This window comes from Pseudoclavibacter sp. Z016 (assembly GCF_002931215.1).
GTDB lineage: Bacteria > Actinomycetota > Actinomycetes > Actinomycetales > Microbacteriaceae > Pseudoclavibacter.
Window position 1 is genome coordinate 115,660 of record NZ_PSTU01000013.1, and the last position, 23,741, is coordinate 139,400.

Below are 23,741 nucleotides of genomic sequence, written 5' to 3' on the forward strand. Positions count from 1 at the left end.
GCTACGACACCTCCAGTTGCAGCGGCTGCGGCATCAGCCGGCCCTGCCTGCGGAACTCGTCCGCCTGCTCCGCCTCTGTCTGCTTCTTGCCCGCCGAGATCTCGTCAGCGTCCGCTCGCTTCGTCCACCCGGGCATCTCCAGCAGCACGCCGCGCTTGTTCTTGTAGGCGAGCACGCCGTACCCGGTGGGGATGCGGTGCAGCTCGTCGACGCTGAGCACGGGCAGGCGTTCGATGCCAAGCTGCGTGGAGTTGCCCTGCAGCGACACCGACCGCGACTTCGTGCGCACTTCCCGCGTGCCGAGGATCGACTCCAGACCCTTCAGGTGTGATTCGTCGCTGCCGCCGCCGTAGAGGATCTTCGCGATCGCGGACGTCCAGATCGTGTCCGCCTCGTCCGCACTCCACGCCGTGCGCGCCTGAGAGAACCCCTGCAACACAACGAGCGTCCAAATCCCGATGCCCCCACCGTCAGACAGCACCGTCGGCAGCGCCTTCCACGAGAACATGTTCGCGATCTCGTCCAGCACCAACCCCAGCGGCGGATCGAGACGACTCCCACGCGACGTGAGCGCCTTGCGGCGAGCTTGTTCCACGATGTCGTCCAGCAGGGCGCCGAGGAACCCGCCAGCGGCTCCAGCGCCCGACCGGGTGCCGATGAGGTAGAGCGTGTTCTGCCCGGACAGGAACGCCTGCACGTCGAACTCGTCGTCACCTCCCGTGGGGCACATCGCCGCCGCGACGCTCGGCAGCTGCAGCGGGGCGGTCGCGGCAGCGACGCCCATCCATCGTGAGCCGAGCAACTTGGGGTCGCCGTCGAGCACGGTCTTGAGCGCGGACGCCCAACCGGGAGGGCCCTGGTTCTCGAGGATCTTGACCGCCGGCCGCGCGAGGTCAGGAGACGCACCCCAGTCCCGAAGCGTGTTCACGTCCTTCTTGCCCAGCGCGCACGCCATCAGCAGACGAGAGAGAAGCACCTCGGCTTCCTGCGCCCACTCCGAGTTCGAGCTCGACATGCCAAGTTCCGTGCCGCCGATGAGTGCGGCGGCACGCTGCCTCGCCACCAGCGCATCGTCGCAGCCACGGATCGGGTTGATCTTCATCGAGTTCGCGATCCCTGACAGGCCCTGCGGGTCAAACACGGTCACCGTGCCAAGCTTCGCGCGGCGCTTCATGGTCGCGGCCAGGTTGTCGTTGCGCGTCGACGTCGTGATCAGCGGCCCCGGCCAGTCGATGATGACGCCAATCAGGAGGCGGAACCCCTTCCCCGAACGCGGAGATCCCTCGACCACCACGGAGTCCTCGACCGACAGGTACACGCTGCGGCCATGCCCCAGGCCGATGTGGATCGCCACGTCCTCGGGACGCGGATTCTTCAGCATCGGGCGCACCGTCACCGCGGACTTGAGCCGAGTCTTCGCACCAAACGTGATGCGCACCTCCCGCCCCCGCGCGAGACCATCGCGCCCCCGCAGCTGCTTCACGAAGTACGCATCCGACTGCTTCCATGACCCCCACAGCAGGAACCCGACGAGGGTCCCCGCGCCAATGAGCACCAAGACGCCGATCATCAGACCGCGACCCCACCCGGCAGCCGCACCATGGCAAGCCTCCGGCAGCTCAAGACTCGAACCGTCAGCGTGAATCAGGAACCCGAGCCCCGACCACATCGACGGCCAGACCGGTGCCTGCCCGCACGCGAGCAGCGCGGCGACGAACACCGACGCCACGCAGAGGCCGGCGACGATTCCTGCACCGGCAAGGACGAACACGAAGACGCGCACCCAGGGTGTTTCTCCCCCGCCGTTCATGCGCGGAGGCCTCTTCTGATCAGGTGTGTGCGAAGCGCGAAGAAGCCCTCAACGAGGAAGAACATCGTGGAGAAGCCCCAACCGAACAGGAGCCCCTGAGCCGCTCCCAGGGTCACGAGCTGGTCGCGGCGGTCCTCCATCGGTGCGCCCCAGATCAGGAGGCCCAAGCCCATGACGAGCAGCAGCGCGTTGAGGATGATCATGCCGGTTTGCCACTGATTTAGTGGCGCACGCGGGGAGGTCGAAGGGGTCATGCGTGGATCTCCTCGGACGCGGTGGGCGTGCTGTCTGTTGCCGGGCTGTCGCGCATGGAGCCCGACGTGTCGAAGTAGGTGCGCTCCCAGTCGGTGGTGAGCTCGGTGGTGTTCAGCACGATCGAGGTGGAGCCGATCGCGACGACGCATTCCCCGACCTCGAGATCCGCAATCAGGTCGGATTGCTCTCGGGTGAGACCCACGGACGCTGCAGACGCGGCGAGCTGGCCGATCTCTTGCGCAAAGCTGATCTTGACCGCGAAGCCCTTCGCCAATTGCTGCGCGAGCTCCCGCTCTTTCGACCCTGCCGGGCCGACCGCGTCGAAGTCGCCGCCCTCGTGGACGACGAGCAGCTGCACGATGCCGAGCTCCCCGGCGAGCTTCTGCTGCGCGCGCTGCGCCTCAAGCGCGGTGACGGAGTTCATGTCTCGCCACCCTTCCTCACGGGCGACGACGAACTTGCGTCCGGACTTCTTGTCCGAGAGCACTGACATCACCCACGCCTGCGTGACGGCTTGCGCGATCGCGAGCGCGTCCTCGCCGCGGATGGCCATCGCTTCCGTGTCGAACACGGTGTAGGGGCTGTCGACGTCGAACTCCACGGTCGATTCGTCCTCGAACATGCCGGACAGGTTGCCGACGGTCAGGCGGCGCAGCGTGGACCACAATTCGCGGCCAGCTTCCCGCATGTCGCCCATCTCCTCGTCGAGGACTTCACCGCGAGCGATCGCGGCCAGCTCCAGCCACACGAGGCGAATCGTTGGCCGGTCATCGGTCGCGGTCACGACGTTGGCCAGCGCAACGTCGAGGACGTTGCGCTCGTGGGAGGTCATCGCGCGCAGTCCCGAGTTGAGGATGGTCACGATCTGCTGCAGCACGAGGCTGCGCCGTGTCCGGACAGCGTCCGCCCACTGGTCCGCGTCCCACCCGCGTGGCCGGTGGCCACCGTCGAGCGCGTTGATGCGGAGCCGCGAGCCGGGGGCGCCGACCTGGATGACGGTGCCGCCGACCGCGTGCGCGACGCGGACGTGCTCGCCCTTGGAGTCGGACGTGTTGATGGCCTGGCGCCCGAAGAGGACCAGCAGCACGATGAACCGCTTGAGGAACCAGGACTTCCCCTTCCGGTAGCCGCCCATGATGAGCACGCCCGTCGAAGGAATGAGGTCACGGTTGTATGCCTCCCACGGGTCGAAGCACCACAGCTGCTCCGTCTCGAGGTCAATGCCCATAGCCGGTCCGATGGTCGGCCATGGCTGGCCGGTCAAGTAGGGCCAGAACGCGGCCACCTCTTCCGACGTGAGCCGGTGCGAGGGCGGCTTGATGCGCAGCGTCGACCGGAAGCCACCCGACTCGGGCTGAGTGGCTTTGGGGCCGTGCTTGGCTCCGTGAGCGACTGTCGGCAGTTCGGAGTTCGTCCAGGAGCGGCGTTCGAGCTGCACCGGTTGCCGAAGCCGGTCGCGGATCTCCTTACGTGACTGGCGCTGGGATTTGGTGTCCCCGTCGATGTGGCCGACTGCCTGGCGGCGTGCTTCTTGACCACGCATGCTCATGCCAGTCCCTCCCCGGTTGGGATGGCGCACATCATGAGCGCTTCCCCTTGCTGGGCGACCAGGACGTGCGGTTCCATGCCCGCGTTCGAGATGTGCGTGCGCAGCGCGGACGACGCTTGATCGAGCTCGTCGATGTCCGTCGCGGACACCGCGATGTAGACGGACAGCTCGAACTCGCCCTGACCAGCCACAAGCGCCTGCTCCTGCTCGATGAGCAGCTCCCACTCGTGCTTGTCCGCCTCGGACGTGATCTGGTTGCGCTTCTGCCGCAGCCCCTCGGACGCGATCCACGACTTTTTGGAGCTCTCGATGCGCTTCATGGCCCGCGCGATCGACACGGGCGCGGACGTGATGCTCGCGATGTGCCGCACGGGGCGACCGTCCGGCAGCTGTCCGAAGATGATGGAGTCGAACAGGCCCGGCCGGACCTCGAATGCGGGGAGCTGGCCGATCCAGAACACGCGGTGCACCGCGCTGTCGGTGCGGACAAAGTCGCGGTGCTCCTCGAAGTACATGACCGCCTCCCCGCCCGCCTCGACACCGGCTTCGGTATCCCGAGAGGCGCGCTCCATGAGCTGCGGCTGCATCACCGGGTCGAGCAGGCTGCGGATGCTCATACGGATCCCCGCGGGGCTCTGCCATTCGACGCGCACGAACCCAGCCCCGCGCAGTGCAGCCTGGATCGCCTCAGCCTCGAGCAGCGCCACGCGGCGCAGCCCGTCGACGCCACCTCCCGAGTTCTTGATCTGCCCCGCGAGGGCATACAGATCCAGGGTGATGGCCATCTCGGTGACGTGCGAGCGAACGATGTTGCCCGCCAACGTCAGCATCTCCTCGTACGACTCGCGCACCTCATCGAGGCTCGAGCGCGAGGAGACTCGATCCCGCGCGTGCGCCCGTTCAGCCGCGACGGATCCCGTCGAGGTGCGTGCGATCTGCGTGAACCGCTTGATGCCGGGGCGGAGCGTCCAACCGCGCAGCACGGACGACAGCCCCGCGACCATCGCATCCTGGCGGCGGGGTGCGGCGTACGTGAAGGACGGGGCAACGACGGTGGCGATCATCGTCGCGGTGCGCTGCCCCGCGTCGTGCACGATCGCGATGCCGTCGGCTTCCAACAGGCGCGCGTTCTGCAGGCGCCCCGGGAGCAGCAGCGTCCCTTCTCGGCGCATCTCGGACAGCACTGGCACGTCGGGGCGCAGCACGTACGTATTGCGCCCGCGCAGCTTCCTGAACTGGAACATGAATTCCCTCCACACGATGACGGGCAATGGGGTTGATCGGATCGTCACGAGCCCAATCGCGACGAACGGGAACCAGAGCGGGAACCCGATGAGCGCACCGAGCGGGCCTTGACCGGTGCCGTACACGCACGTGAGCAGCAGCACGATGCCCACTGCGGTGACGATGAGGTTCTCCATCTGGAGGTGCAGGATGATGCCCTGCTTCGGTAGGCGTGGGAACGCGAACTTGCGCTCCTCGTAGTCGTCGTACACGGTGATGCCCCCTCGAGCTGCTGGTGATGAGCCCGACTAGGGCTTCGGACGAGACGGAGATGGCGGTGTTGGTGGCGACGGGCGCTGTCCGCCGCTGCCTCGACCTCGCTTGCCTCCCCCGGGCGAACTCGGGCCGTTCCCCGGGGAGCCGCCTCGAGGCCCCGGGCTGCCGCCGCCCGGTGACGGAGCGGGCTTCGAATGGCCGGGCGAAGGGCGCTTTCCACTGCCACCGTCCCCGCCGGACTTGCCCCCGGATCCGGGCGTGCCGGGGGTACCTCGTCCACCAGAGCGTCCGCCGCTTCCGGTGCCGCTGGAACGGAGGCGTCCGATGCCGGACTTCGTTTTAGTCGCGAGCGATCGCGCGCCACGACCGGCGGCTCCTGCCGCGGCGGCTGCTCCGCGTCCCACCGCCGGAGCCGCCTGCCGGACCCCACGTCCCGCGCTGCGCCCACCGCGCTCGAGGCCCCGCATGGTCGCATGCCCGCCCGCGTCTCGGTCCACTCCCGCCCACGTGAACATGCCGAGCACCGCCATCGGTGCGACGCCGAGGATGGCCAGACCGAAGGAGATGATCAGGCCGTCGGTGCTCCACGGGTCCTCGATGATCGCGGCCATGCGACTGAGCATGTGCATCATGCCGAGCAGGATCGGATCCGTCAGCAACAGGCCGGTGAGGAGGATCGTGTAGTTGCGGTGGACGTCCGAGCCTTCACGGATGGGGAGCATCGTGAACACGAACGGCGCGAACGCCACCATGGCCATGACGCCCAGCCCGCGCACGATCCGGACCGCGCCCAGGGTGAAGAAACCGAAGAACGCGAGCACCCCGTTCAAACCCGCCGCGAACATGTTCCCGGCCGTCATATCGAGCAGCAGATCGGAGTCCTCGTTCAGCCCGAAGTACTGGATGATGCCTTCCACGGCCGGGACGTCACCGTTGAGGTCGGTGAGCATGCCCGAGATGAGCTCGAGCAGCTTCAGGATCTCCGCGATGAACCAGATCGTGACGAGAGCGGCGGGCACACCGAACGCGATACCGAGGGCGGCACGCCAGGCTTCATCGTGCTTGTTCGTGATCACGCCTCGCGCGATGCCGAACGCGCCCACTCCGGTGGTGACGAAGAATGCGGTCAGCCCGATCCAGAACCCGGCGAGTTCGCTGGCTGCGGCCCACCCGGCGGTCCCTGGGCTGACGCTGCCCCAGTCGAGGGTCCACTCCATGATGTCGCGGGTGCCGTCCCAGATGAAGGTCAGTGCCCCGTCGGGGTTCCAAAGCCAGTCCATGCGTTGCCCCTTCCGGGCTTGAAGAAGGGGTGGGCTAGAAGATCTTGAAGCCGATGGCGAACCCGGCAATGCCCGTGAGCGAGCCCAGGATCACGAGCCCACCCAGCACGTACAGCGATGCCGTTGCAGCCCCTTCTTGCACGCGAGCGTTGCCGAGCCCCTTGCTGGCGATCAGGACGCCGCAAACGGCGAGCGCGAGGATGCACAGGATCACGGCCACACCCGCGACGATCGTCGTGAGGCGCAACGCCGCCTGCGCGAACGAGCTGCTCAGGTCTGGCTTGACGTCCGGAATGGACATGACGGATGCCCAACCAGTGCCTGCTGTTGAAGCGGTGAGGGCGAGGTCGGAGATTCCGGTGAGGAGTTCGAACATTGTTGGTGCCTTTCTCGGCGGTAGGTGGTGGTGAGGTGAAGCTGGTTAGAGGCGCAGGCCGTCGGTGACGGAGCGTCCGACGTCGACGTGCAGGTGGTTGTGCGCATCGCTGATCTGCGAGACGTCCGCGATATCGAAGTAGGTGCCGTTGGCGATGCGAGCGTCGATCTGCCCGATCTGGCTGCCTGCTGGCAGCACCCCGGCGACCGCGTTGACGTAGGAGACGCTGAGCGAGTCCCCGCCCGTGAGCGGGGTGCCGTTGAAGGCGTAGAAGTCGATGGCCCGCCCGACCCAGTGCGCGGAGTACCCGGAAGAGCCGGGCAGGTCGCCCGTGCAGGCGCGGTTGAGGTCGCTGATCCCGACGGAATCGAACATGTTGAGCGCGATCTGGATCAGCTGCAGCGCCGGGAGCTGGATACGGCAGGACCCGGAGCCGTCGGCCATGCCGCGGATCTGCATCGCGTACGGATCGCTGGGACCGTAGAGGAACACAAGGCGACCGGCGTCCATCGCTGCGACGAGCTGCTGCGCCGCCTCCTGCTCGGACGCCGACACCACACACGCACCGGGCGCACAAGCGGCACCACCTGGTGCTGCCGGTGCCCCTGGCAGCGAGGGAACCGTGATCCCGGCCTGCACAGCCTGCGCGAGCATCGAACCCGTACCGAGGAGTCCAACGAGGCCGACGAATCCGGCACCGAGCACCGCGCGGCGCGTGGTGGGCGAGCTCAGCGCTTGGGCCGCTTTCGCGGCCACGATGAGCTTCACTGCACGACCTCGTTGGCCAGGAGCACGACGCCGCACTGGGTGCGCTGGCCTGCGGTGTCCTCGTCGCAGTCGAGCTCGAAGCTCACCCACTGAGCGCCTTCCGTGGTGAGACCGCTCGCGTTCCCCACGAGCGTCGCGAGCTCGACGGTCACGAGGGCATAGCCGGCATCGGCGTCGTTGTAGCTCGGCTCCCAGCTCGGCCAGGACACGTGCTGGCCGTCCACGCGCACCGAACGCACCTCAGAGGTCATCCACCCGCCGTTCTGCCACATCTGCTCGAACGCCGATTCCGCCGGCAGGAACTTGCCACCGCGATTGAGCGCTGACTTCTCCCGGAAGGCCGCATCCACGAAGCTCTGAGCACCGCTGGGGGCAGTGGGGCCGACGTAGGAGTCCGTGGGCTGCGTGAAGGTGGCGAAGTTCTCGAGCACCCGGTCGCGTGTTGCCTGGCCCGTGTTGTAGTTCGTCAGCGCCAGCGCCGCCGCCGATGCGTATGCTGCGGGGTCTCCCGTGAGGGGCGGCATGATGAGACCGTCGACCGTGCGCTGCAGCTCCCCCGAGGGCGCCGCCGAGGGCGCATCGGGCGTCGCTCGCACACCGATGGGGGTCGGCTCCGGTGCCGGAGTTACCGTCGCCGTCGGTGTGCCTTGCGGGGCCACCTCGTCGCTGGTGCGGTTCCAGTTCATGAGCAGCGCCGCCAACGCGATGATGAGCGACACGGCAAGCGCGACGAACAGCAACTGCACGTTGCGGGAGCGGCGAAGCTCGCGCAGGCGGTCGCGGAAAGTGGTGGGCGAAGTCATGAGAACTCCCGAGTTAGTGAGCGTTGGTCGAGGACGGTGAGGGCAATGTCGAGAAGTTCTCGGACGCGCTTGATGAGGCGATAGGCGGATGACGCGGACACGTCGAGTTCTGCCCCGAGGGCGTCCATGGACGCGGCTTCCAGCTCGACGCGCAACAGCAGTGGGAGCACTCGATCCGCGTCGAACACGTCCAGCGGGACACACGTCGCCGCAGTAGCCCGCAGCGCCGCTGGCGACGTCGGCAGGGGCACGTCCTGCGCGGCGCGGACAACGCGTCCGATGGCCTCGCAGCGCTGGCGTACGGCCTGCACCTTGCGCAGCGAGAGGCCGTGGCGTTCAGCAACATCCCTGGGATGCTCATCGGTGAGGGCGAGATCGAGCATCACGTCCCAGTCCTCGTCGCCCACGAACCCGGCGACGCGTTGCATCCAGTCGACGTGGTCGTAGCGATCCGCGAGCAGCTGCTGCGGGTCGGTCGAGGTGCGCTGGCCGTGGATGCGGTTCGTCTCCGCAGCGTCCGAGATACGGCGAGCGCGGCTCGCGTCTGCCAGCACTTTGCGGATCATGTTGTGGCAGATACCCCACACCCACGCCTCGACCTGGCCGCGGATCGCGTCGAACGTGGCGAGCTTCTTCCACGCCTCGATCAGCGTCAACGAGAGCACATCGTCGACCAGGTGGTCCGGCACCCGCGCACCAACTCGCCCACGGCACTCCTCGACGGCCCGCTGCAGGGTTTCCACGCTGGGTGCGACCACGCTCGGCCGTTCGGGTGCGAGCGTCACCGGGACACCGCCTGACGGTTCGCGGATGCGGCCACGTCGCAGCGGCGGCACAGGATCGTTCCTGCAGCGATGGTCCCGACCCGGTACGGAGTCGGCAGTGCCCAGTCATGCCCGGAGGCCTCGCAGATCTCCGCGGCCTCGGCTTGGGCCGCGGTGCGTGCCTCCTGCAGGTGAACCTCGCGGACACCGCAGCGGTCACAGGAGCGGTCATGGGCCGCACCGACGACGAAGCGGTGGCCACGTTCCTCGCAGGTCCGAACGGCGGCGTTCGCGGTCGTACCAAAACCGGTCTGCACGGGTCTCGGACCCAGAACTGCGACGGGTGCTGCGGTAACCGGGAAGTTGCGAACAAACGTGGCGAGGTCCGCGGACAGCGCGGACGCCACGTAGCCGTCGCGGTGCTTGATCGGCGTTCCCGAGATGCGTGCTCGCTTGAGGACCTCCACGGTCGCTGCGGCCAGGTCGAAGCCAGGGACGCTGGGGTGCTGGCGAGCGATGCGCTCGAGCACGGCACGGGCATCAACCCGGACTCCGGCGAGCTGCGCCCGGCCAGCAGTAACATCCACGAACCACGAGCTCAGACCCGAATCATCATCATCCGGCGAAGCCGCGACGGCTCCTGGAGTTGCGTCGTGAACTGATGATGATCGATCTTGGTTTTCTTTATCTTGGTCTTCTTTAAGAGGCGGGAAACCCGACGCCGGGTTTCCCTCCTTGGGTTGTCCACAGGCCGCGGCAACCCTCGGCGGATTTTCCTCCAAGGCTTCTGCCCCGCCCTGGTGCGGAACAAGCCTTGGCGGGTTTTCCTCCGTGGCTTCACGTGAGGTCGTCGCGGCAACCCTTGGCGGAAAATCCTCCGTGGCTTGTCCACAGGCTGCGTGGCCCCTTGGAGGAAAATCCTCCTTGGCTTCAGTCGACGCCGTTTTCGCGTTCAGCTCGGCGGGTTTGGGTGGGTCGAGCAGGCGAAACTGCTTGAGGCGATGGCCACCGATGGAGCGCCCTTGGGCGTCTCTCGAGCCTGCCGGGTAGACGTAGTCCAGCACCTCGAGGAACCCCTGTTCCTCGAGGCAGCGACGGGCTTTGAGGAACGCGTCCTTGCCTAGTCCGAGCTGCTCACGGACCGACGTTTGCGTAAGGCGGTAGCCGGCCTTGTGTGAGCGGATGAAGAGGTAGATAGAGAGCGGGTTGCCGACAATCTTCGGGTACCGCACCCACCAGTTACGCACCTGGGAGAACTCGCGGTCGATCGCGAGCTCTTCTCGCAGGAACTCTCCCTGCAGGGGTTCTTCGGTCACTGTCTATCCCTTGTTGAGTCGATGGATGCGGTGGCATTCGGCTGGCGTCAGCGGCTGGCGATTGACGCTCGATGGCGCAAACTGTGACGCTGCAGAGCGATGGTTCCGGGCTCGGTGCGGCGTACCGCGGCCAAGAGCCGTCGAGCGTCGCGTCGGTCTGTACGGAGCCGATATGGGGAGGCGCGCAGCACCCGGATGGAGTGCTCGATTACGTCCATGCCGCGCAGCGGGTTCGTGAGGCCCATCCAGGTCCGCGAGGGCAGGAATATGCGACCGGTGAGCACTTCCCCGGTCGACCAGGCGAACGTGATCTGCACACCGTCAACGAGGCGGCGCACGGCGGTCTCGTCGTCAAAGAAGTTGTGACGGACGGTCGCTACGAGGTCGTGCTGAGATGCGCTCAAGGGGCGTCCTGCACGTCGGTGGTTCTCCTCCGTCTCGATGTCTTGCGGTGTGCCCTGCGCCCAGATCAAGTCCACGTCGCTGCGGACTGCGATGGTGACCACCTCGTGCTGACTGATCGCTTCACTGCTGGCCACGGTTCGGGCGACGAGCTGCGCGAGACGGCGGGCCACCCACGGCAGCCGGCCCTCCGTCTGGACGCGGCTGCGATGAGAGGACTCCTGCTCGAGCACCCAGGTCGCATCGGCGTGCGCGGTTCCCGCAGCGGGAATGCACCGGAGGACATCGACATGCCGCGGACGCGGATCGCTCGCGAGAATGGCGGGCCGGATCTCGATGGGCTCGAGCACGTTGGCGACCTCGTGCACGTCGGCCAGCTCGAGCGCGCGTCCGTCGGCCTCGGCCCTAGTACGTGCCGGTTCAGGCTTGTCGGCGCGGGCGAATCGGATCATTGGAGCCTCCCAGGACTTGGTGACGTTGGTGAGATGCGTGGACACGGCTAACGCCGGGCCGGGCGACGAGCCGCGCGTATCGCCAAGCGTTGCGAGCCCAGGGAGTTCGCTTGGCGCGGTCGCAATGGATGTTGCAGTGGTCATGACGCCCCCTCATTGGTGCCGGACGCGGCGCGTGCGGCTGTAGTTGGCCGTGCCCTAGGAGGCAGAGAGTTCGCGGTACTGCGCGAGCTTTCGGCGCCCTGTGCGCTCCGACACATCGAGCAGCGCCGCAACGGCCTTCGCCGTCAGCTCCCCGCCCTGCTCCTCGTGAGCTCGGATCAGTTCCAAGTCCGGGGATGGTGTGGTCTCGATGCGGGTGGCCCTGACCTGTGTGAGCGTCTGCGCGAGGATCGGCGCACGTTCGTCACCGGACTTGGCCGGTTCGACGAGTGCGGGTTGGCGCTTGCCCTGAGCAGAGAAGCGCTCGGGCACCTGCAGGAAATCCGCCAGATCTGGCAACGGTGCCTCGCCGGCAGCCTCGGTTGAGTCGGGGTCAGGCGCGGTCACAGTTGCCTGGCTGGCCTTCAACCCGAGGCTGGCCCTGGGTGCTTCTTGCTCGACAGCGCTGGGTGTCACGGACACCGGGATGTGCGAGGTGTCGCTCAGGGTTGGAACCCGGGCCACGTTCTGCTCCACGGCAGGGGCGACCTCGCGCGAGTCAGGATGTCCGGAGATCATGACCACGAGGAGATGCGATGCGATGAGCAGCGCCACCGGCGGCACGGACGCCACGGTGACCGCGATCCAGTCCGCAACTACGACGATCCCAGGCGCGAGCGTCTGCACGTGCAACGCGTTCCCCGCGACCGAGACGACCGCGAACACACCAAGCGCCATCCAGGGGTACAGCTGCACGCGTCCGGGCCGGGCGCTAAATGAGAACGCCGCCAGCGTCCCAACGACGATGAAGCCGTCGACGATGACCGGCCACAGAAACGCAAGGTGCTCGGGCACGCCCGAGGCCACGGCAAGCTCTGCCAGTGCGCTGAACGACAGGGCGAAGCTCGACCCGGCTAACACCATGACTCCCGCGGCAACCGTCCACGCCAGCACTGGCGACGACGCACGGACGCTCACTCCGGTCACCGCAGCGCCGCCGATGCGCCAGCAGGACGGTGCTTCTCGACGCTTCCATCCGCACCAACAGCGGCCAGAGACTCGAAGGAAGCCGCAGCCAGAGCGACCTCATTCGAAACGAGGCAGGTGCGGGGGCTCATGCCTGCTTCGCCGCGCTGATCTGCTCATCTGTGAATTCGATGTTGAGCGCGCGCTCGAGCTCTTGACGCGAGATGCGCCAGTTGCCGCCAAAGAGCTGTCTAGCAGGGAGCTTCTTGCTGTTGATCCAGCGGCGCACCGTGATGGGTGTGACTTCGAGGAGCGCCGCTACCTGGGCGACGGTCAAGTTCTGAGGCATAGATGCAAGCTAACACAAAAGATCAGATTGATATGCAGAGGCGCATGCGCATCTAAACTCCCGCGCCTGGAGGCAATACGGTACGATTCGAGCTATGAGCATCGCAAATGAGCCTCAGCTAGACGAACGCGACCTGACGTCCGAACGAATCGTGGCACTGCTATGGCGAAAGCGGATGCGACAGATCGATCTGTCAGCTGCAATCGGCGTTGCCCAGCCGAACCTGAGCGCGAAGCTGCGTGGTGCTCGTCGCTGGTACCTCTTTGAGATCGTTGGCATCGCGCAAGCGCTCGGCACGTCCGTCGCGTATCTCATCGGTGAGACGGATGACGACGCGCCGCTGCGTTCGACCGCTGACCAGCAGGGAGAAGGGTGGGCCCGGTGGGGCTCGAACCCACGACCCGCGGATTAAAAGTCCGATGCTCTGCCAACTGAGCTACAGGCCCCACAGTCGCCTGGCGTGCGGCGACCGTGGGGAATCCTATCGCGAATCGAGACCTCGCCTCTGCTCAGGCGGCCCCCATTTGTCGGCGGCCGGGGTCATACTCTCGTCATGGCAGATACGAAGACGAAGCCGTCCGACGTCTCACCCGATCTCCTCATCGATCAGGCAGAGCCCGCGGGGCGACGCGAGGACGCGCGCATCCTGAAGGAGATCATTGATCGGGTCACGGGCGAGGAAGCCGTCGTGTGGGGTCCCACGATGATCGGCTACGGCCGCTATCGCTACACGTACGAGAGCGGCCATTCCGGCGAGGCGATGATCCTCGGATTCGCCCCACGCAAAGCCTCGATGTCGATCTACGGACTCCAGATGTGGGCCTCAGAGGGACTCCTCGAGCAGCTCGGCAAGGCGAAGCTCGGCAAGGACTGCATCTGGGTGGGGCGGTTCTCGTCGCTCAATCTTGAGGTGCTCGAAGAGCTGGTTCGACTCGCCTGGTCGCGGCGGGAGGACCTGCAAGCAATGTTCCCGGAGGATGCCTGAGCGAGAGCACTCCGATGGCCCGCTCGAGCGGGCCGACTCCGAGGTACCGGCGCCAGAGGGTCGCGAACAGCAGGCACACGACCATGATGGCGACCATCGTGAGCAGGCCCTGCGGCTGCCGGTAGACGAGGCCGGGGCCCGCGAGCCAGTTCTCTTCCCCGAGGAGCAGCTGCGACCAGATCGCCGTGAGGATGAGCACGTGCAGGCAGTAGACGGTGAACGCCATGGTGCCCATGTCGGCCAGCGGCCTTGTCAGGCGGGCGAACCAGGTGCGCATCCGCTCGCCAGAGAAGTCCCCGAGCAGCTGGATGCCCGCGTACGCGAGCAGCGCGAGCCCGAGATCCCGCGCCTCGTCGCCGTAGGACCCCGACTGGGTGACACCGGTCGCCATCTCCTCCCACCGCCGCGCGAACAGCGACACCCCGAGGAGCACCGCTCCCCCGCCGAACGCCCACGCCGTTCGGCTCCGGTTGCCGAGCTGCCAGCGGGCCAGGAGGAACCCGATCAGCAGCATCGGCAGCAGGTTCGTCAGGCGGTACGCGGATCCGAGGACCGTCCAGTCGAGCAGGAGGGCGGTTGGGTCGAACATCGACGACGGCGAGAACGCGGACGTCAGCGCCCAGGCCCGGGCTGCCTCGTTCACGATGGGCGCCAGCGCGAGGAAGAGCAGCGCCGCCACGGCCGACCAGGCCGCCGGTAGGAAAAGGAACGGCGTGGCCACGAGCATCATGATGCCCAGGAAATCCAAGACGATGAGCACGCCAGAGAAGTTGATGCTCAGCAGCAGTCCCACGAAGATGAGCACGATCGCCTTGATGACCCACGAGAGCGCGAAGAAGCTCTTCCGTCGGGAATCCCACCGCGCCGCATCCCGCAGCTGATAGCCGGCCGTCACGCCGATGACCAGCGCGAACAGGGGTGACGCGGCGTCGTTCAGGAACTGGAAGAGCACCTGCAGCGCGCGCGGTTCGCGGTCGTCCAGGAACACGACCGTGTGGGCGATGATCATGGCGAAGATCGCGAAGCCGCGCACCACATCGAGGGAATTCAGGCGCATGCGTCGATCTTCGACGGCCCCGCGCCACCGGTCAAGCTCAGCGAGACGACGCGCCGCCCAAGGGCGATAATGAACGAGTGCTTCCCACCTTCGTGATCTTTCCCGCGCTGATCGCCTGCGTCCTCATCGCCAGCGGCGCGCTGAAGCTCCCCCAGCGCTCCCGCACCCTGCAGTCGTTGGCCGCGTTCGGCGTCCCCGCCCCGCTCCGGAAGCCGTGGGCCGCAGTCGCACTGCCGGTGGGCGAGATCATCCTGGGAGCCGCGCTGCTGCTCCTGAGCGGACCGGCCTACCTGTTCGCGGCCGCCCTCGCCGCCGCCCTCATGGCGACCTACCTGGTCTTGGTGGCACGCAGCGTCTCCAAGCGACAGGCCGTCGACTGCAACTGCTTCGGGGCGCTCAGCACCGAGCCGGTCAGCCAGATCACGATCTGGCGGAACGCGGGCCTCACGCTCGCAGCGCTCCTCGCGATATTCCTCCCGGGCATGGCGCTCGGAGTCCCGACCCAGCTTGCGCTCTTCTCGGTCGACGACTGGCTGTGGCTCGCCGCGACCACGACCGTCGCACTCGTCGGCATCGTCGCCGGCATCGTGAAGCCTCCCGTCTCCGCGCCGACGACGACTCGCGACGCGACGGCTGGTCAGGACTTCGAACTCGTCGAGGGTCCCGACCTCATCTCCGACCCAGCCGCTCGGGATGCCATCCCCCACACCCTTGAACTCGTCTCCGGGGACGGGGCGCCGGAACTGCTCTACAACCTCGTCGTCGTTCCCCAGAAGACGACGATCCTCATCTTCGCCCGCGTCGGCTGCGGTTCCTGCGGACCCGTGCTCAGCCAAGTCGGCGACTGGTCGCGGCGGCTGGGCGACGACGCGCAGATCATCGTCGCCACCTCGTCGAGCCGCGCATCCGTCAAGAAGAGCTACCCGAGCGCGCTGCCCCACACCTACTTCGGCGCGAAGGCCGCCACGGAGTTCTTCGAAGCTCACGCGACCCCCGCGGCGATCCTGCTCGCGGCCGACGGCACCATCGCATCGCCCCCCGAGTTCGGTGGCGACATCATTGCGGATCGCGTCGAGCAGCTGGTCGCCTCGTTCGCTGCGCAGCGCCAGTCTCAGCCGCACGGCTGAGCCTCAGGTCGCGACTGACTTGGTCCAGTTGGCGCACACGCTCGCCTGCTGGTGGCTCGTGGCGGCGGACTGCGGGTTGCGGAGAAGCTGATACGCAAAAGGGTGCGGGCAGTTCGATGAACTGCCCGCACCCTTGGCACGAAACCGGTTGTCAGACCGCCGGGTTCAGGCGCTCGGCCTGCTCGACGACATTCTCGAGGAGCAGCGCCCGCGTCATGGGGCCGACACCGCCGGGGTTCGGCGATACCCAGGCGGCCACGTCCCAGACTCCCGGGTCGACGTCGCCCGCGACTCTGGACTTGCCCGTCTCCGGGTCTTCGATGCGGCTGACGCCGACGTCGAGGACCGCGGCCCCCGGCTTGACCCACTCGGGGCGCACGATGCCGGCGACACCGGCAGCCGACACGATGACGTCAGCCTCACGTGCCAGCACGCCGATGTCGGGCGTGCCCGTGTGGGTGAGCGTGACCGTCGCGTTGTTCTCGCGTCGTGTGAGGAGCGGACCGATCGAGCGGCCGACCGTCACGCCACGGCCGATGACAAGCACGTGCTTGCCGTTGAGCGAGATGTCGTTGCGGCGGAGCAGCTCGATCACGCCGCGAGGCGTGCAGGGCAGCGGCGTCGTGATCGGGTCGTTGGCGTTCAGCACCAGACGTCCCAGGTTGGTGGGATGCAGCCCGTCCGCGTCCTTCGACGGGTCGATGCGCTCGATCACACGGTCCTGGTCGATGTGCTTCGGCAGCGGCAGCTGCACGATGTAGCCCGTGCACGCGGGATCGGCGTTGAGGCGGTCGATCTCCGCTTCGAGCTCCTCCTGCGTGGTCTCGGTCGGGAGGTCGACGCGAATCGACTCGATGCCGACCTCAGCGCAGTCGCGGTGCTTGCCCGCGACGTACCACTTCGACCCGGGGTCTTCTCCGACGAGGATCGTGCCGAGTCCGGGGACGACGCCTCGCCCCGCGAGCGCGGCTACGCGCTCCCGCAGCTCGGCCTTGATCTCGGCCGCGGCCTTCTTGCCGTCAAGTGAGGCAGCCGTCATGCTTCGCCGAGGCCCGGGTAGAGCGGGAACGCGTCGGCGAGCGCCTTGGTGCGGGCACGCAGAGCCGGCACGTCGGCGTCGGGGAGGAGCGCCAGCGCGATGACGTCGGCGACCTCGGTGAACTCGGCGTCGCCGAAGCCGCGCGTCGCGAGAGCGGGCGTGCCGATCCGCAGACCCGAGGTGACCAGCGGCGGGCGCGGGTCGTTGGGGACCGCGTTGCGGTTGACGGTGACGCCGACCTCGTGCAGGAGGTCCTCGGCCTGCTTGCCATCGATCTCAGCGTTGCGGAGGTCGACGAGGATGAGGTGCACGTCGGTTCCACCCGAGCGGACCGAGATGCCGGCCTCGGCCACGTCTGCCTGCTGGAGGCGGTCGGCGACGATCTTCGCGCCGCGCAGCGTGCGCTCCTGGCGGTCCTTGAAGTCGTCGCTCGCGGCGAGCTTGAACGCGGTCGCCTTGCCGGCGATGACGTGCATGAGCGGGCCACCCTGCTGGCCGGGGAAGACGGCGGTGTTGATCTTCTTGGCCAGGTCGGCGTCGTTCGTCAGGATGAAGCCGGAGCGCGGCCCGCCGATGGTCTTGTGCACCGTGCTGGACGTGACGTGCGCGTGGGGCACCGGGTTCGGGTGCAGGCCAGCGGCGACGAGTCCGGCGAAGTGCGCCATGTCGACCCACAGGTAGGCGCCGACCTCGTCGGCGATCGCGCGGAACTTCGCGAAGTCGAGCTGACGGGGGTACGCCGACCAGCCGGCGACGATGACCTTGGGCTTGTGCTCGAGTGCGAGCTCGCGCACCTGCTCCATGTCGATCTGCGAGGTCTCGGCGTCGACGCCGTACGCGACGATGTTGTAGAGGCGGCCGGAGAAGTTGATCTTCATGCCGTGCGTGAGGTGTCCGCCGTGGTCGAGCGACAGGCCGAGCAGCGTGTCGCCGGGACGGGCGAGGGCGTGCATGACGGCGGCGTTGGCCGTCGCGCCGGAGTGCGGCTGCACGTTCGCGAAGGCCGCGCCGAACAGCGACTTCGCACGCTCGATGGCGAGGTTCTCAGCCACGTCGACGACTTCGCAGCCGCCGTAGTAGCGACGTCCGGGGTAGCCCTCGGCGTACTTGTTGGTGAGAACGCTGCCCGTTGCCTCGAGGACGGCGCGCGGAACGAAGTTCTCACTGGCGATCATCTCGAGCGTGGAGCGCTGGCGGTCGAGCTCCTGCTCGAGAACCGCAGCGATCTCAGGGTCTACTTCACTCAGCGGCGCGTTGAATGCATCAAGAGGGGCGTTGAACGTATCGGTCACGAAGACTCCTTCAGGAAACCGGATGGCACGGCGAACATGTGGTCGTGAACCGGCGAGCCCAGGCGAACGGCTCGAGAACCCGAAGAGCCGCTCCCTGGTGGTGACCCACCTGAACGCCAGTCGCGGCCGCGATAAGTCTACCGCGACTTGGCTGGCCTCCGCGAGAGCAGTGTCACGAGCCAGGTCAACGCCAGGCCGAGTGCGACGAGGCCGATGATGGTCAGCACGACGGGCGCGTAGCCCTGGTTCGTCGGGTTCAGGAACGGGTAGGGGTACCAGCCGGTGAGGTTGCCGCGGATGAGGGAGAACGCCGCATATCCGGCGGGGAAGATGAGCCAGATGAGCGCGGGCGCGAAGCGGATGCGCTTGGTCGGCCGGTCGATGAGGAGATCGATCAGCATGACGACGGGCATGACGTAATGCAGCACGGTGTTGTTCCACGGCACGGCCGTGAAGTCGACGTCGCTCAGGCCGGAGAGCAGCAGGGAGAACCCGATGCCGACGATGAGGATGTAGACCGCCACTGCCGCACGGAAGGCGTTGATCCGCGCGCCCTGCGCATTCGCGGCGGTCGCGACCCCGCTGATCAGCAGCGAGAGGACAACGAGGATGTTCGTCTCGATCGTGAAGTACGCGAAGAACTGATCCGGCACCCAGGTTCCGCGTTCCACGATCGTCGCTATCTCCGACACGATGGAGGAGAAGGCGAGCAGACCGAGCCCGATCTTGGCGGTGACCAGCGCGGGGCGGTGAATCGACGAAGCCACGAGGCGTCCTTTGATCGGCGGCGGGGAATCCTTGATCGCGGTTCTCCGCATTCGACGGAGAGCCGCCGTGCGTGCGGGAGTCGCAGGGATGAGGCTACGCGGTCAGACGTTCTCTCTGCGGTAGTCGGCGGGTGTCACGCCGAGTTTGGAGAGAAAATGCCGCCGCATCGTTGTCGCGTCTCCGAATCCAGCCGCAGCCGACACCTCGCTGAGCGGCATGGCCGGCTGCTCGAGGAGGATCGCGGCGGCAGATCTCACTCTGCGCGCGGCGATGAGCCCGGCGACACCCTCGCCGTGCTCCGCGAGGTCGCGGTACAGCTTGCGGCGGCTGATGTGCAGCGCTCGCGCGATGCTGTCCGCATCGAAGCCCTGCAGCACGTGGTACTTCTCGATGAGGTCGTGCACGGCGACCTGCAGGCGCAGCGACTGCTGGGCCGGAGTCATCGTCACCGGCACGACCTGCAAGAGGGCGGAGCGGAGCAGGTCGTAGAGCACCGGCTCGGCGAGCCCCGACGACACCTGCCCGCCGCCCTCCGCGGTGGCGTCCTCGACGAGGTAGCGACCGACGAACGCCAGGAAGGCGGACGTGAGCGCGCTCTCGGGCAGACGCACCGGCCACTGGCCGCCCGTGACCCGCGAGTCCTTCGAGATGTCGTCGATGGGGACTGCCATGCCGAGCGTCTCGACCACGCCGATGCTCGCGGTGACGAGCGGATGCGTCGAGTTCACGACAAGCACGTCCCCCGGCCCCAGCACGCCCGTGTGCTTCCCATTCCGGTACTTCAACGAACCCCGCAGCATGCCGATCGCGATGAGCTTCTCGTGCGCATCCCGAGTGAAGTCCTCCCCGCCGCGCTCGACGCCGGAGCTCGTGCGCAGCGTTCCGTAGAGATGCACCGAACCAACGAAGGCTTCGAGAGTGTATGCGTGGAACGCTGCGGCAGCGGACGAATTCACCGGCTTGGAGAGGCCGAAGAATTCGGCAATCCCGGATTCCCCGTGGAATTCTCGGAATGCGCCGGAAACGAGATCATCCGTCGAGAAATGCGCGAACGGCTCCCCCGTGTGCGCGATCCTCGCGATCCAAGCACTGAGATCCTGCCTCGAACTCTCAAGCACCGAATACCCCCGAAAACAACCGCCCGAACTTCACGCCAGGATACCGAGAATTACCCGACGGTCGAACTGGAGGCGAATTCAGCGACGTCAGTTCAGCGCGAGAGAAGCCCCTCCGTGAGCCCATTCGGCGTTCCGAAACGGTGCGCGGTAATCGAGACAGCCTGCTCTCGCAGGAACGGCAGCAGCTCCACGCGGCCGGCCTCGGTCACCTCTCCCGAATAGATGGCGAGGTCGACACGGCCATCCACGGCTCGTGCAAGCGCCACGGGATCGCCGCCGATCATGCGCATGCGCCCGGCATGCAGCGAGCCAGCCGAGCCGAGGAACTCAGCATCGCTCTCGGTTCGCATCGGCACGCCGGCGCCGGCGAGGGCGGCCTTCGCCGAGGACGGCAGGGCAACACCCGTCGACACGCGCAGACGAGCACTCGCGACGAGACCCGCCGAGATCACCCGAAGGAGATCCGCGACCCGGGCATCCTCGGAGAGCCGGACGACGATCTCGCCGGGGAACGTCAGGTAGCGGAACACGTTTCGCTCCGCATACAGCGCCTGCACGTCGCGGTCACGTCCGAACTCCTCAGCCCAGGCGCGGGCGTCGCTGCCGAGCGCACGCTCGAGCATCACCGTGTCGGCGTCGGAGAGCGCAGAAGGGTTCGCCTTCGCGACCGCCTTCGCCGCGTCGAGCAGCGACTGCGCGCCGGCGTCGACGATGGGAGCCGAGAGGGCGGAGGCCGACCGCTGCCACGTGCCGAGACCGACGAGGTAGTTCGGCCCGCCCGCCTTGGTCGTGCATCCCACGACCGACTTCTTCCAGCCGCCGAACGGCTGACGCTGCACGATGGCGCCGGTGATGCCGCGGTTGACGTAGAGGTTGCCCGCCTGGATGGTGTCGAGCCACTGCGAGACCTCGCCGCGGTCGAGCGAGTGGATGCCCGAGGTCAGTCCGTAGTCGACCTCGTTGACGATCTCGATGGCCTCCTCGAGCGTGTCGGCCGTCATGATGCCGAGGATCGGGCCGAAGTACTCGACGAGGTGGAACTCGGAACCGCGCTCCACGCCCACCCGCACTCCAGGACTCCAGAGCTTGCCGCTGTCGTCGAGCTGCTTCGGCTCCACCGCCCACCGCTCCCCCGCCCCGAGATTCGTGAGTCCGTCGAGCAGCTTCCCGGAGGCTGGGGTGATGATCGGCCCCATCTGCGATGCGGCATCCCACGGATAGCCGACCGTGAGGGAGCGCACCGCGTCGAGGAGCTGCTCGCGGAAGCGGCGCGAACGCTGCGCCTGCCCGACGAGCACCACGAGCGACGATGCGGAGCACTTCTGGCCGGCGTGACCGAAGGCCGAGGCGACGACGTCCTTCGCAGCCAGGTCGTAATCGGCGCTCGGCGTGACGATGATGGCGTTCTTGCCGCTCGTCTCCGCGAGCAGCGGCAGCTCGGGGCGGAACGAGCGGAACAGCTCAGCGGTCTCGATGCCGCCCGTCAGGATGACGCGATCGACCGAGGGGTTCTTGATGAGCTCACTGCCGAGCTCACGGTCCGAGAACTGCACGTACTGCAGCACCTCACGCGGCACCCCCGCCTCCCAGAGCGCCTCGACCATGACGGCGCCGCAGCGCGCAGCTGGCCGCGCGGGCTTGATGATGACGGACGCGCCGGCCGCGAGCGCGGCGAGCGTCGACCCCGCGGGAATCGCGATGGGGAAGTTCCAGGGCGGCGTCACGACGATGACCTTCGACGGCACGAACGACGCACCGTCGACGGCGTCGAGACCGCGCGCGAGTTCCGCGTAGTAATGGGCGAAGTCGATCGCCTCCGAGATCTCCGGGTCCGACTGGTCGAGCGTCTTCCCGGCCTCCGACGCAGCCACCTCCATGAGGTCCGCGCGTCGACGCTCCAGCGCGTCACCAGCCCGGTGCAGCACCTCCGCGCGTTCCGCGCCGGACAGCGCACCCCACGACTGGCTGCCCGCGACGGCACGCGTGACCCGTGCATCCAGTTCGCCGAGCGTGCCGACCGTGTTGGCGTCGATCGTCTCCGCGCCGAGGGTCGAAGTCTGCGCACGCTCGCGGATGCCGCGCGCCCAGGCCTGGTTCACGGGGAGCGACGGATCCGTGTCCGGCGTCTCCTCGAAGCGGTCGGCCGGCAGCGCCACCGGCTCGGCAGTGCGGTCCTGCACTCGGTTGCTGGGAGGGACGACGCGGTCGAGCGCATCGAGGGAGGCGACGAACCGCTGCGACTCGCGCTCGAACAGCTCCTCGTTGTCGGCCAGCTCGAATACCGCCGACATGAAGTTGTCCTGGCTCGCCCCCTCCTCGAGACGACGGATGAGATACGCGATGGCCACGTCGAACTCCTGCGGGTGCACGACCGGCACGTAGAGGAGGAGCCCGCCGACCTCGCGCTTGACGACCTCAGCCTGGCTCTGCGCCATGCCGAGGAGCATCTCGTACTCGATGCCGTCCGTCGCTCCCCGGCGCTTCGCGAGCAACCAGGAGAAGGCGACGTCGAAGAGGTTGTGGCCCGCGACGCCGACGCGCACGTTCTTCACCCGCTCCGGGGTGAGGGCGTAGTCGATCACGCGCTTGTAGCTCGTGTCGGAGTCCTGCTTCGTCCCCCAGGTCGCGAGGGGCCAGCCGTGCAGGGACGCCTCGACACGCTCCATCGGCAGGTTCGCGCCCTTCACGAGGCGCACCTTGATGGGGGCGCCGCCGCGGGCGACGCGCTCCGCCGACCATTCCTGCAGGCGCATCATCGCCGACAGCGCGTCTGGCAGGTAGGCCTGCAGCACGATGCCGGCCTCGAGGTTCAGGAACTCGGGGGCGTCCAGGATGCGCGTGAAGACCGCCATGGTCATCTCGAGATCCTTGTACTCCTCCATGTCGAGGTTGATGAACTTGCGGTTCGGGCTCTCGACCGCGAGGCGGTACAGGGGCGTGAGCTCCTCGACGACGTCGGTGACGGCTTCCTCGAACGCCCACGGCTGGTGCGGTGCCGTCGTCGAGGAGACCTTGATCGAGACGTAGTCGACGTCGTCGCGCGCGAGGAGCTTCGTGGTGCCCTCGAGGCGGCGGGCCGCCTCCTTCTTGCCCAGCACGGCCTCGCCGAGCAGGTTCAGGTTGAGCCGCACGCCCTTGCCCCGGATCTGCTCGATGGCCGGCCCCAGCTTCGCGTCCGTCGCGTCAATGATGAGGTGGCCGACCATGTCACGGAGCACCTTGCGGGCCACCGGCACGACGACCCCGGGGAGGATCGGGGCCACGGCGCCTCCGACGCGCACGGCGCTCTTCATGTACCAGGGCAGGAAGCCGGGCACCTCGTCGGCGATCGAGCCGAGCTTGCGCGCGGCGACCTTGAGATCCTCGGGGCGTACGACGCCGTCGACGAAGCCGACCGTGAAGTCGAGCCCCCGCGGGTCCTTGAGCACTCCGGCGAGCTGAGCGGCGGATGCATCCACCGGGATCTCGGCGGCCTCCGTGAGCCAGCGACGCACGAGTGCGACGGCCTCCGGCGCGAGGTCGGTGAGGGAATCTGCGGGGAAGACAGGCGTCACGGTGGCGGTCATGTGACCCAGTATCAGCACCGGACTTCCGTTAGGTAAAGTGAAGGAAATTGACGCGTTT

General features: G+C 67.4%; 22 protein-coding genes, 1 tRNA gene and 1 riboswitch. Of the genes, 3 read left to right on the plus strand and 20 right to left on the minus strand.

All coding sequences use genetic code 11. The features are described from left to right. Window position 1: 1 nt before the first annotated feature. The 13 genes from C5B99_RS12355 to C5B99_RS12420 form a co-directional block, all read right to left on the minus strand. The gene (locus C5B99_RS12355; protein ID WP_104242520.1) at window positions 2–1,810 is read right to left on the minus strand and encodes a type IV secretory system conjugative DNA transfer family protein; all 1,809 of its coding nucleotides are present in this window, start codon (window positions 1,808–1,810) and stop codon (window positions 2–4) included. Further along, a complete protein-coding gene (locus C5B99_RS12360) occupies window positions 1,807–2,064 on the minus strand; it encodes a hypothetical protein (protein WP_104242522.1) in 258 nt (85 codons plus the stop codon). Before C5B99_RS12360 ends, C5B99_RS12355 begins: the two co-directional genes overlap by 4 nt. Then, window positions 2,061–3,614: a hypothetical protein gene (locus C5B99_RS12365; protein ID WP_146082001.1), complete on the minus strand. Its 1,554-nt coding sequence runs from the start codon at window positions 3,612–3,614 to the stop codon at window positions 2,061–2,063. The genes C5B99_RS12360 and C5B99_RS12365 overlap by 4 nt, the downstream gene beginning before the upstream one ends. Continuing rightward, window positions 3,611–5,110, minus strand: a complete 1,500-nt coding sequence (locus C5B99_RS12370; RefSeq protein ID WP_104242526.1) for an SCO6880 family protein — start codon at window positions 5,108–5,110, stop codon at window positions 3,611–3,613. The genes C5B99_RS12365 and C5B99_RS12370 overlap by 4 nt, the downstream gene beginning before the upstream one ends. 36 nt (window positions 5,111–5,146) lie before the next feature. After that, window positions 5,147–6,394 carry a hypothetical protein gene (locus C5B99_RS12375; RefSeq protein ID WP_104242528.1) on the minus strand — a complete coding sequence of 416 codons (1,248 nt, stop codon included), beginning with the start codon at window positions 6,392–6,394 and terminating at the stop codon, window positions 5,147–5,149. 34 nt (window positions 6,395–6,428) lie between these two features. Beyond that, window positions 6,429–6,770 (minus strand): hypothetical protein, encoded by a 342-nt coding sequence (locus tag C5B99_RS12380; RefSeq protein ID WP_104242530.1) that lies wholly within the window; start codon window positions 6,768–6,770, stop codon window positions 6,429–6,431. Between the two features lie 45 nt (window positions 6,771–6,815). After that, complete coding sequence (locus C5B99_RS12385; protein WP_104242532.1) at window positions 6,816–7,538, minus strand: hypothetical protein; 723 nt, start codon at window positions 7,536–7,538, stop codon at window positions 6,816–6,818. Next, complete coding sequence (locus tag C5B99_RS12390; RefSeq protein WP_104242534.1) at window positions 7,535–8,341, minus strand: hypothetical protein; 807 nt, start codon at window positions 8,339–8,341, stop codon at window positions 7,535–7,537. The genes C5B99_RS12385 and C5B99_RS12390 overlap by 4 nt, the downstream gene beginning before the upstream one ends. Next, window positions 8,338–9,126 carry a sigma factor gene (locus C5B99_RS12395; protein ID WP_181065008.1) on the minus strand — a complete coding sequence of 263 codons (789 nt, stop codon included), beginning with the start codon at window positions 9,124–9,126 and terminating at the stop codon, window positions 8,338–8,340. Before C5B99_RS12395 ends, C5B99_RS12390 begins: the two co-directional genes overlap by 4 nt. Beyond that, entirely contained in the window at window positions 9,123–10,421 is a 1,299-nt protein-coding gene (locus C5B99_RS19040) for a hypothetical protein (protein WP_146082002.1), read from the minus strand. The genes C5B99_RS12395 and C5B99_RS19040 overlap by 4 nt, the downstream gene beginning before the upstream one ends. A gap of 47 nt (window positions 10,422–10,468) precedes the next feature. Further along, complete coding sequence (locus C5B99_RS12410; protein ID WP_146082003.1) at window positions 10,469–11,419, minus strand: hypothetical protein; 951 nt, start codon at window positions 11,417–11,419, stop codon at window positions 10,469–10,471. Between the two features lie 54 nt (window positions 11,420–11,473). Continuing rightward, a complete protein-coding gene (locus tag C5B99_RS12415; RefSeq protein WP_146082004.1) occupies window positions 11,474–12,403 on the minus strand; it encodes a DUF2637 domain-containing protein in 930 nt (309 codons plus the stop codon). A gap of 127 nt (window positions 12,404–12,530) precedes the next feature. Further along, window positions 12,531–12,731, minus strand: a complete 201-nt coding sequence (locus C5B99_RS12420) for a helix-turn-helix domain-containing protein (protein WP_104242546.1) — start codon at window positions 12,729–12,731, stop codon at window positions 12,531–12,533. A 94-nt stretch (window positions 12,732–12,825) separates the two neighbouring features. On the opposite strand from C5B99_RS12420, the gene C5B99_RS19830 reads away from it, so the two are divergent. Further along, complete coding sequence (locus C5B99_RS19830) at window positions 12,826–13,143, plus strand: helix-turn-helix domain-containing protein (RefSeq protein WP_374953446.1); 318 nt, start codon at window positions 12,826–12,828, stop codon at window positions 13,141–13,143. On the opposite strand, the gene C5B99_RS12425 is transcribed toward C5B99_RS19830, so the two are convergent. Then, window positions 13,105–13,177: transfer RNA gene (locus C5B99_RS12425), tRNA-Lys, on the minus strand. The genes C5B99_RS19830 and C5B99_RS12425 overlap by 39 nt on opposite strands. A gap of 107 nt (window positions 13,178–13,284) precedes the next feature. Here C5B99_RS12425 and C5B99_RS12430 point away from each other — a divergent pair. Then, window positions 13,285–13,716: a DUF1801 domain-containing protein gene (locus tag C5B99_RS12430; protein ID WP_104242548.1), complete on the plus strand. Its 432-nt coding sequence runs from the start codon at window positions 13,285–13,287 to the stop codon at window positions 13,714–13,716. Here C5B99_RS12430 and C5B99_RS12435 read toward each other — a convergent pair. Further along, a complete protein-coding gene (locus C5B99_RS12435) occupies window positions 13,631–14,773 on the minus strand; it encodes an acyltransferase family protein (protein ID WP_104242550.1) in 1,143 nt (380 codons plus the stop codon). The genes C5B99_RS12430 and C5B99_RS12435 overlap by 86 nt on opposite strands. Before the next feature lie 77 nt (window positions 14,774–14,850). Between C5B99_RS12435 and C5B99_RS12440 the strand changes: the two genes are divergently transcribed. Further along, window positions 14,851–15,900, plus strand: coding sequence for a MauE/DoxX family redox-associated membrane protein (locus C5B99_RS12440; protein WP_104242552.1), 1,050 nt, complete (start codon window positions 14,851–14,853; stop codon window positions 15,898–15,900). 151 nt (window positions 15,901–16,051) lie between these two features. On the opposite strand, the gene C5B99_RS12445 is transcribed toward C5B99_RS12440, so the two are convergent. The 5 genes from C5B99_RS12445 to C5B99_RS12465 form a co-directional block, all read right to left on the minus strand. Continuing rightward, the gene (locus C5B99_RS12445) at window positions 16,052–16,939 is read right to left on the minus strand and encodes a bifunctional methylenetetrahydrofolate dehydrogenase/methenyltetrahydrofolate cyclohydrolase (protein ID WP_104242554.1); all 888 of its coding nucleotides are present in this window, start codon (window positions 16,937–16,939) and stop codon (window positions 16,052–16,054) included. After that, on the minus strand, window positions 16,936–18,231 hold the full coding sequence (gene glyA / locus C5B99_RS12450; RefSeq protein ID WP_104242556.1) for a serine hydroxymethyltransferase: 1,296 nt from the start codon (window positions 18,229–18,231) through the stop codon (window positions 16,936–16,938). The genes C5B99_RS12445 and glyA overlap by 4 nt, the downstream gene beginning before the upstream one ends. 49 nt (window positions 18,232–18,280) lie before the next feature. Beyond that, window positions 18,281–18,365, minus strand: a riboswitch (ZMP/ZTP riboswitch). 3 nt (window positions 18,366–18,368) lie between these two features. Beyond that, window positions 18,369–18,998, minus strand: coding sequence for a Pr6Pr family membrane protein (locus C5B99_RS12455; protein ID WP_104242558.1), 630 nt, complete (start codon window positions 18,996–18,998; stop codon window positions 18,369–18,371). 102 nt (window positions 18,999–19,100) lie between these two features. Next, on the minus strand, window positions 19,101–19,895 hold the full coding sequence (locus C5B99_RS12460) for an AraC family transcriptional regulator (protein WP_146082005.1): 795 nt from the start codon (window positions 19,893–19,895) through the stop codon (window positions 19,101–19,103). Window positions 19,896–20,209: 314 nt separating this feature from the next. Beyond that, window positions 20,210–23,683 carry a proline dehydrogenase family protein gene (locus C5B99_RS12465; protein WP_104242562.1) on the minus strand — a complete coding sequence of 1,158 codons (3,474 nt, stop codon included), beginning with the start codon at window positions 23,681–23,683 and terminating at the stop codon, window positions 20,210–20,212. Window positions 23,684–23,741 lie beyond the last annotated feature (58 nt).

Bases quoted from the DNA above. Each gene is read 5' to 3' on its own strand.
- C5B99_RS12355 (WP_104242520.1), bottom strand. From the start codon at position 1,810: ATGAACGGCGGGGGAGAAACACCCTGGGTGCGCGTCTTCGTGTTCGTC.
- C5B99_RS12360 (WP_104242522.1), bottom strand. From the start codon at position 2,064: ATGACCCCTTCGACCTCCCCGCGTGCGCCACTAAATCAGTGGCAAACC.
- C5B99_RS12365 (WP_146082001.1), bottom strand. From the start codon at position 3,614: ATGAGCATGCGTGGTCAAGAAGCACGCCGCCAGGCAGTCGGCCACATC.
- C5B99_RS12375 (WP_104242528.1), bottom strand. From the start codon at position 6,394: ATGGACTGGCTTTGGAACCCCGACGGGGCACTGACCTTCATCTGGGAC.
- C5B99_RS12380 (WP_104242530.1), bottom strand. From the start codon at position 6,770: ATGTTCGAACTCCTCACCGGAATCTCCGACCTCGCCCTCACCGCTTCA.
- C5B99_RS12390 (WP_104242534.1), bottom strand. From the start codon at position 8,341: ATGACTTCGCCCACCACTTTCCGCGACCGCCTGCGCGAGCTTCGCCGC.
- C5B99_RS12410 (WP_146082003.1), bottom strand. From the start codon at position 11,419: ATGACCACTGCAACATCCATTGCGACCGCGCCAAGCGAACTCCCTGGG.
- C5B99_RS12420 (WP_104242546.1), bottom strand. From the start codon at position 12,731: ATGCCTCAGAACTTGACCGTCGCCCAGGTAGCGGCGCTCCTCGAAGTC.
- C5B99_RS19830 (WP_374953446.1), top strand. From the start codon at position 12,826: ATGAGCATCGCAAATGAGCCTCAGCTAGACGAACGCGACCTGACGTCC.
- C5B99_RS12430 (WP_104242548.1), top strand. From the start codon at position 13,285: ATGGCAGATACGAAGACGAAGCCGTCCGACGTCTCACCCGATCTCCTC.
- C5B99_RS12435 (WP_104242550.1), bottom strand. From the start codon at position 14,773: ATGCGCCTGAATTCCCTCGATGTGGTGCGCGGCTTCGCGATCTTCGCC.
- C5B99_RS12445 (WP_104242554.1), bottom strand. From the start codon at position 16,939: ATGACGGCTGCCTCACTTGACGGCAAGAAGGCCGCGGCCGAGATCAAG.
- C5B99_RS12465 (WP_104242562.1), bottom strand. From the start codon at position 23,683: ATGACCGCCACCGTGACGCCTGTCTTCCCCGCAGATTCCCTCACCGAC.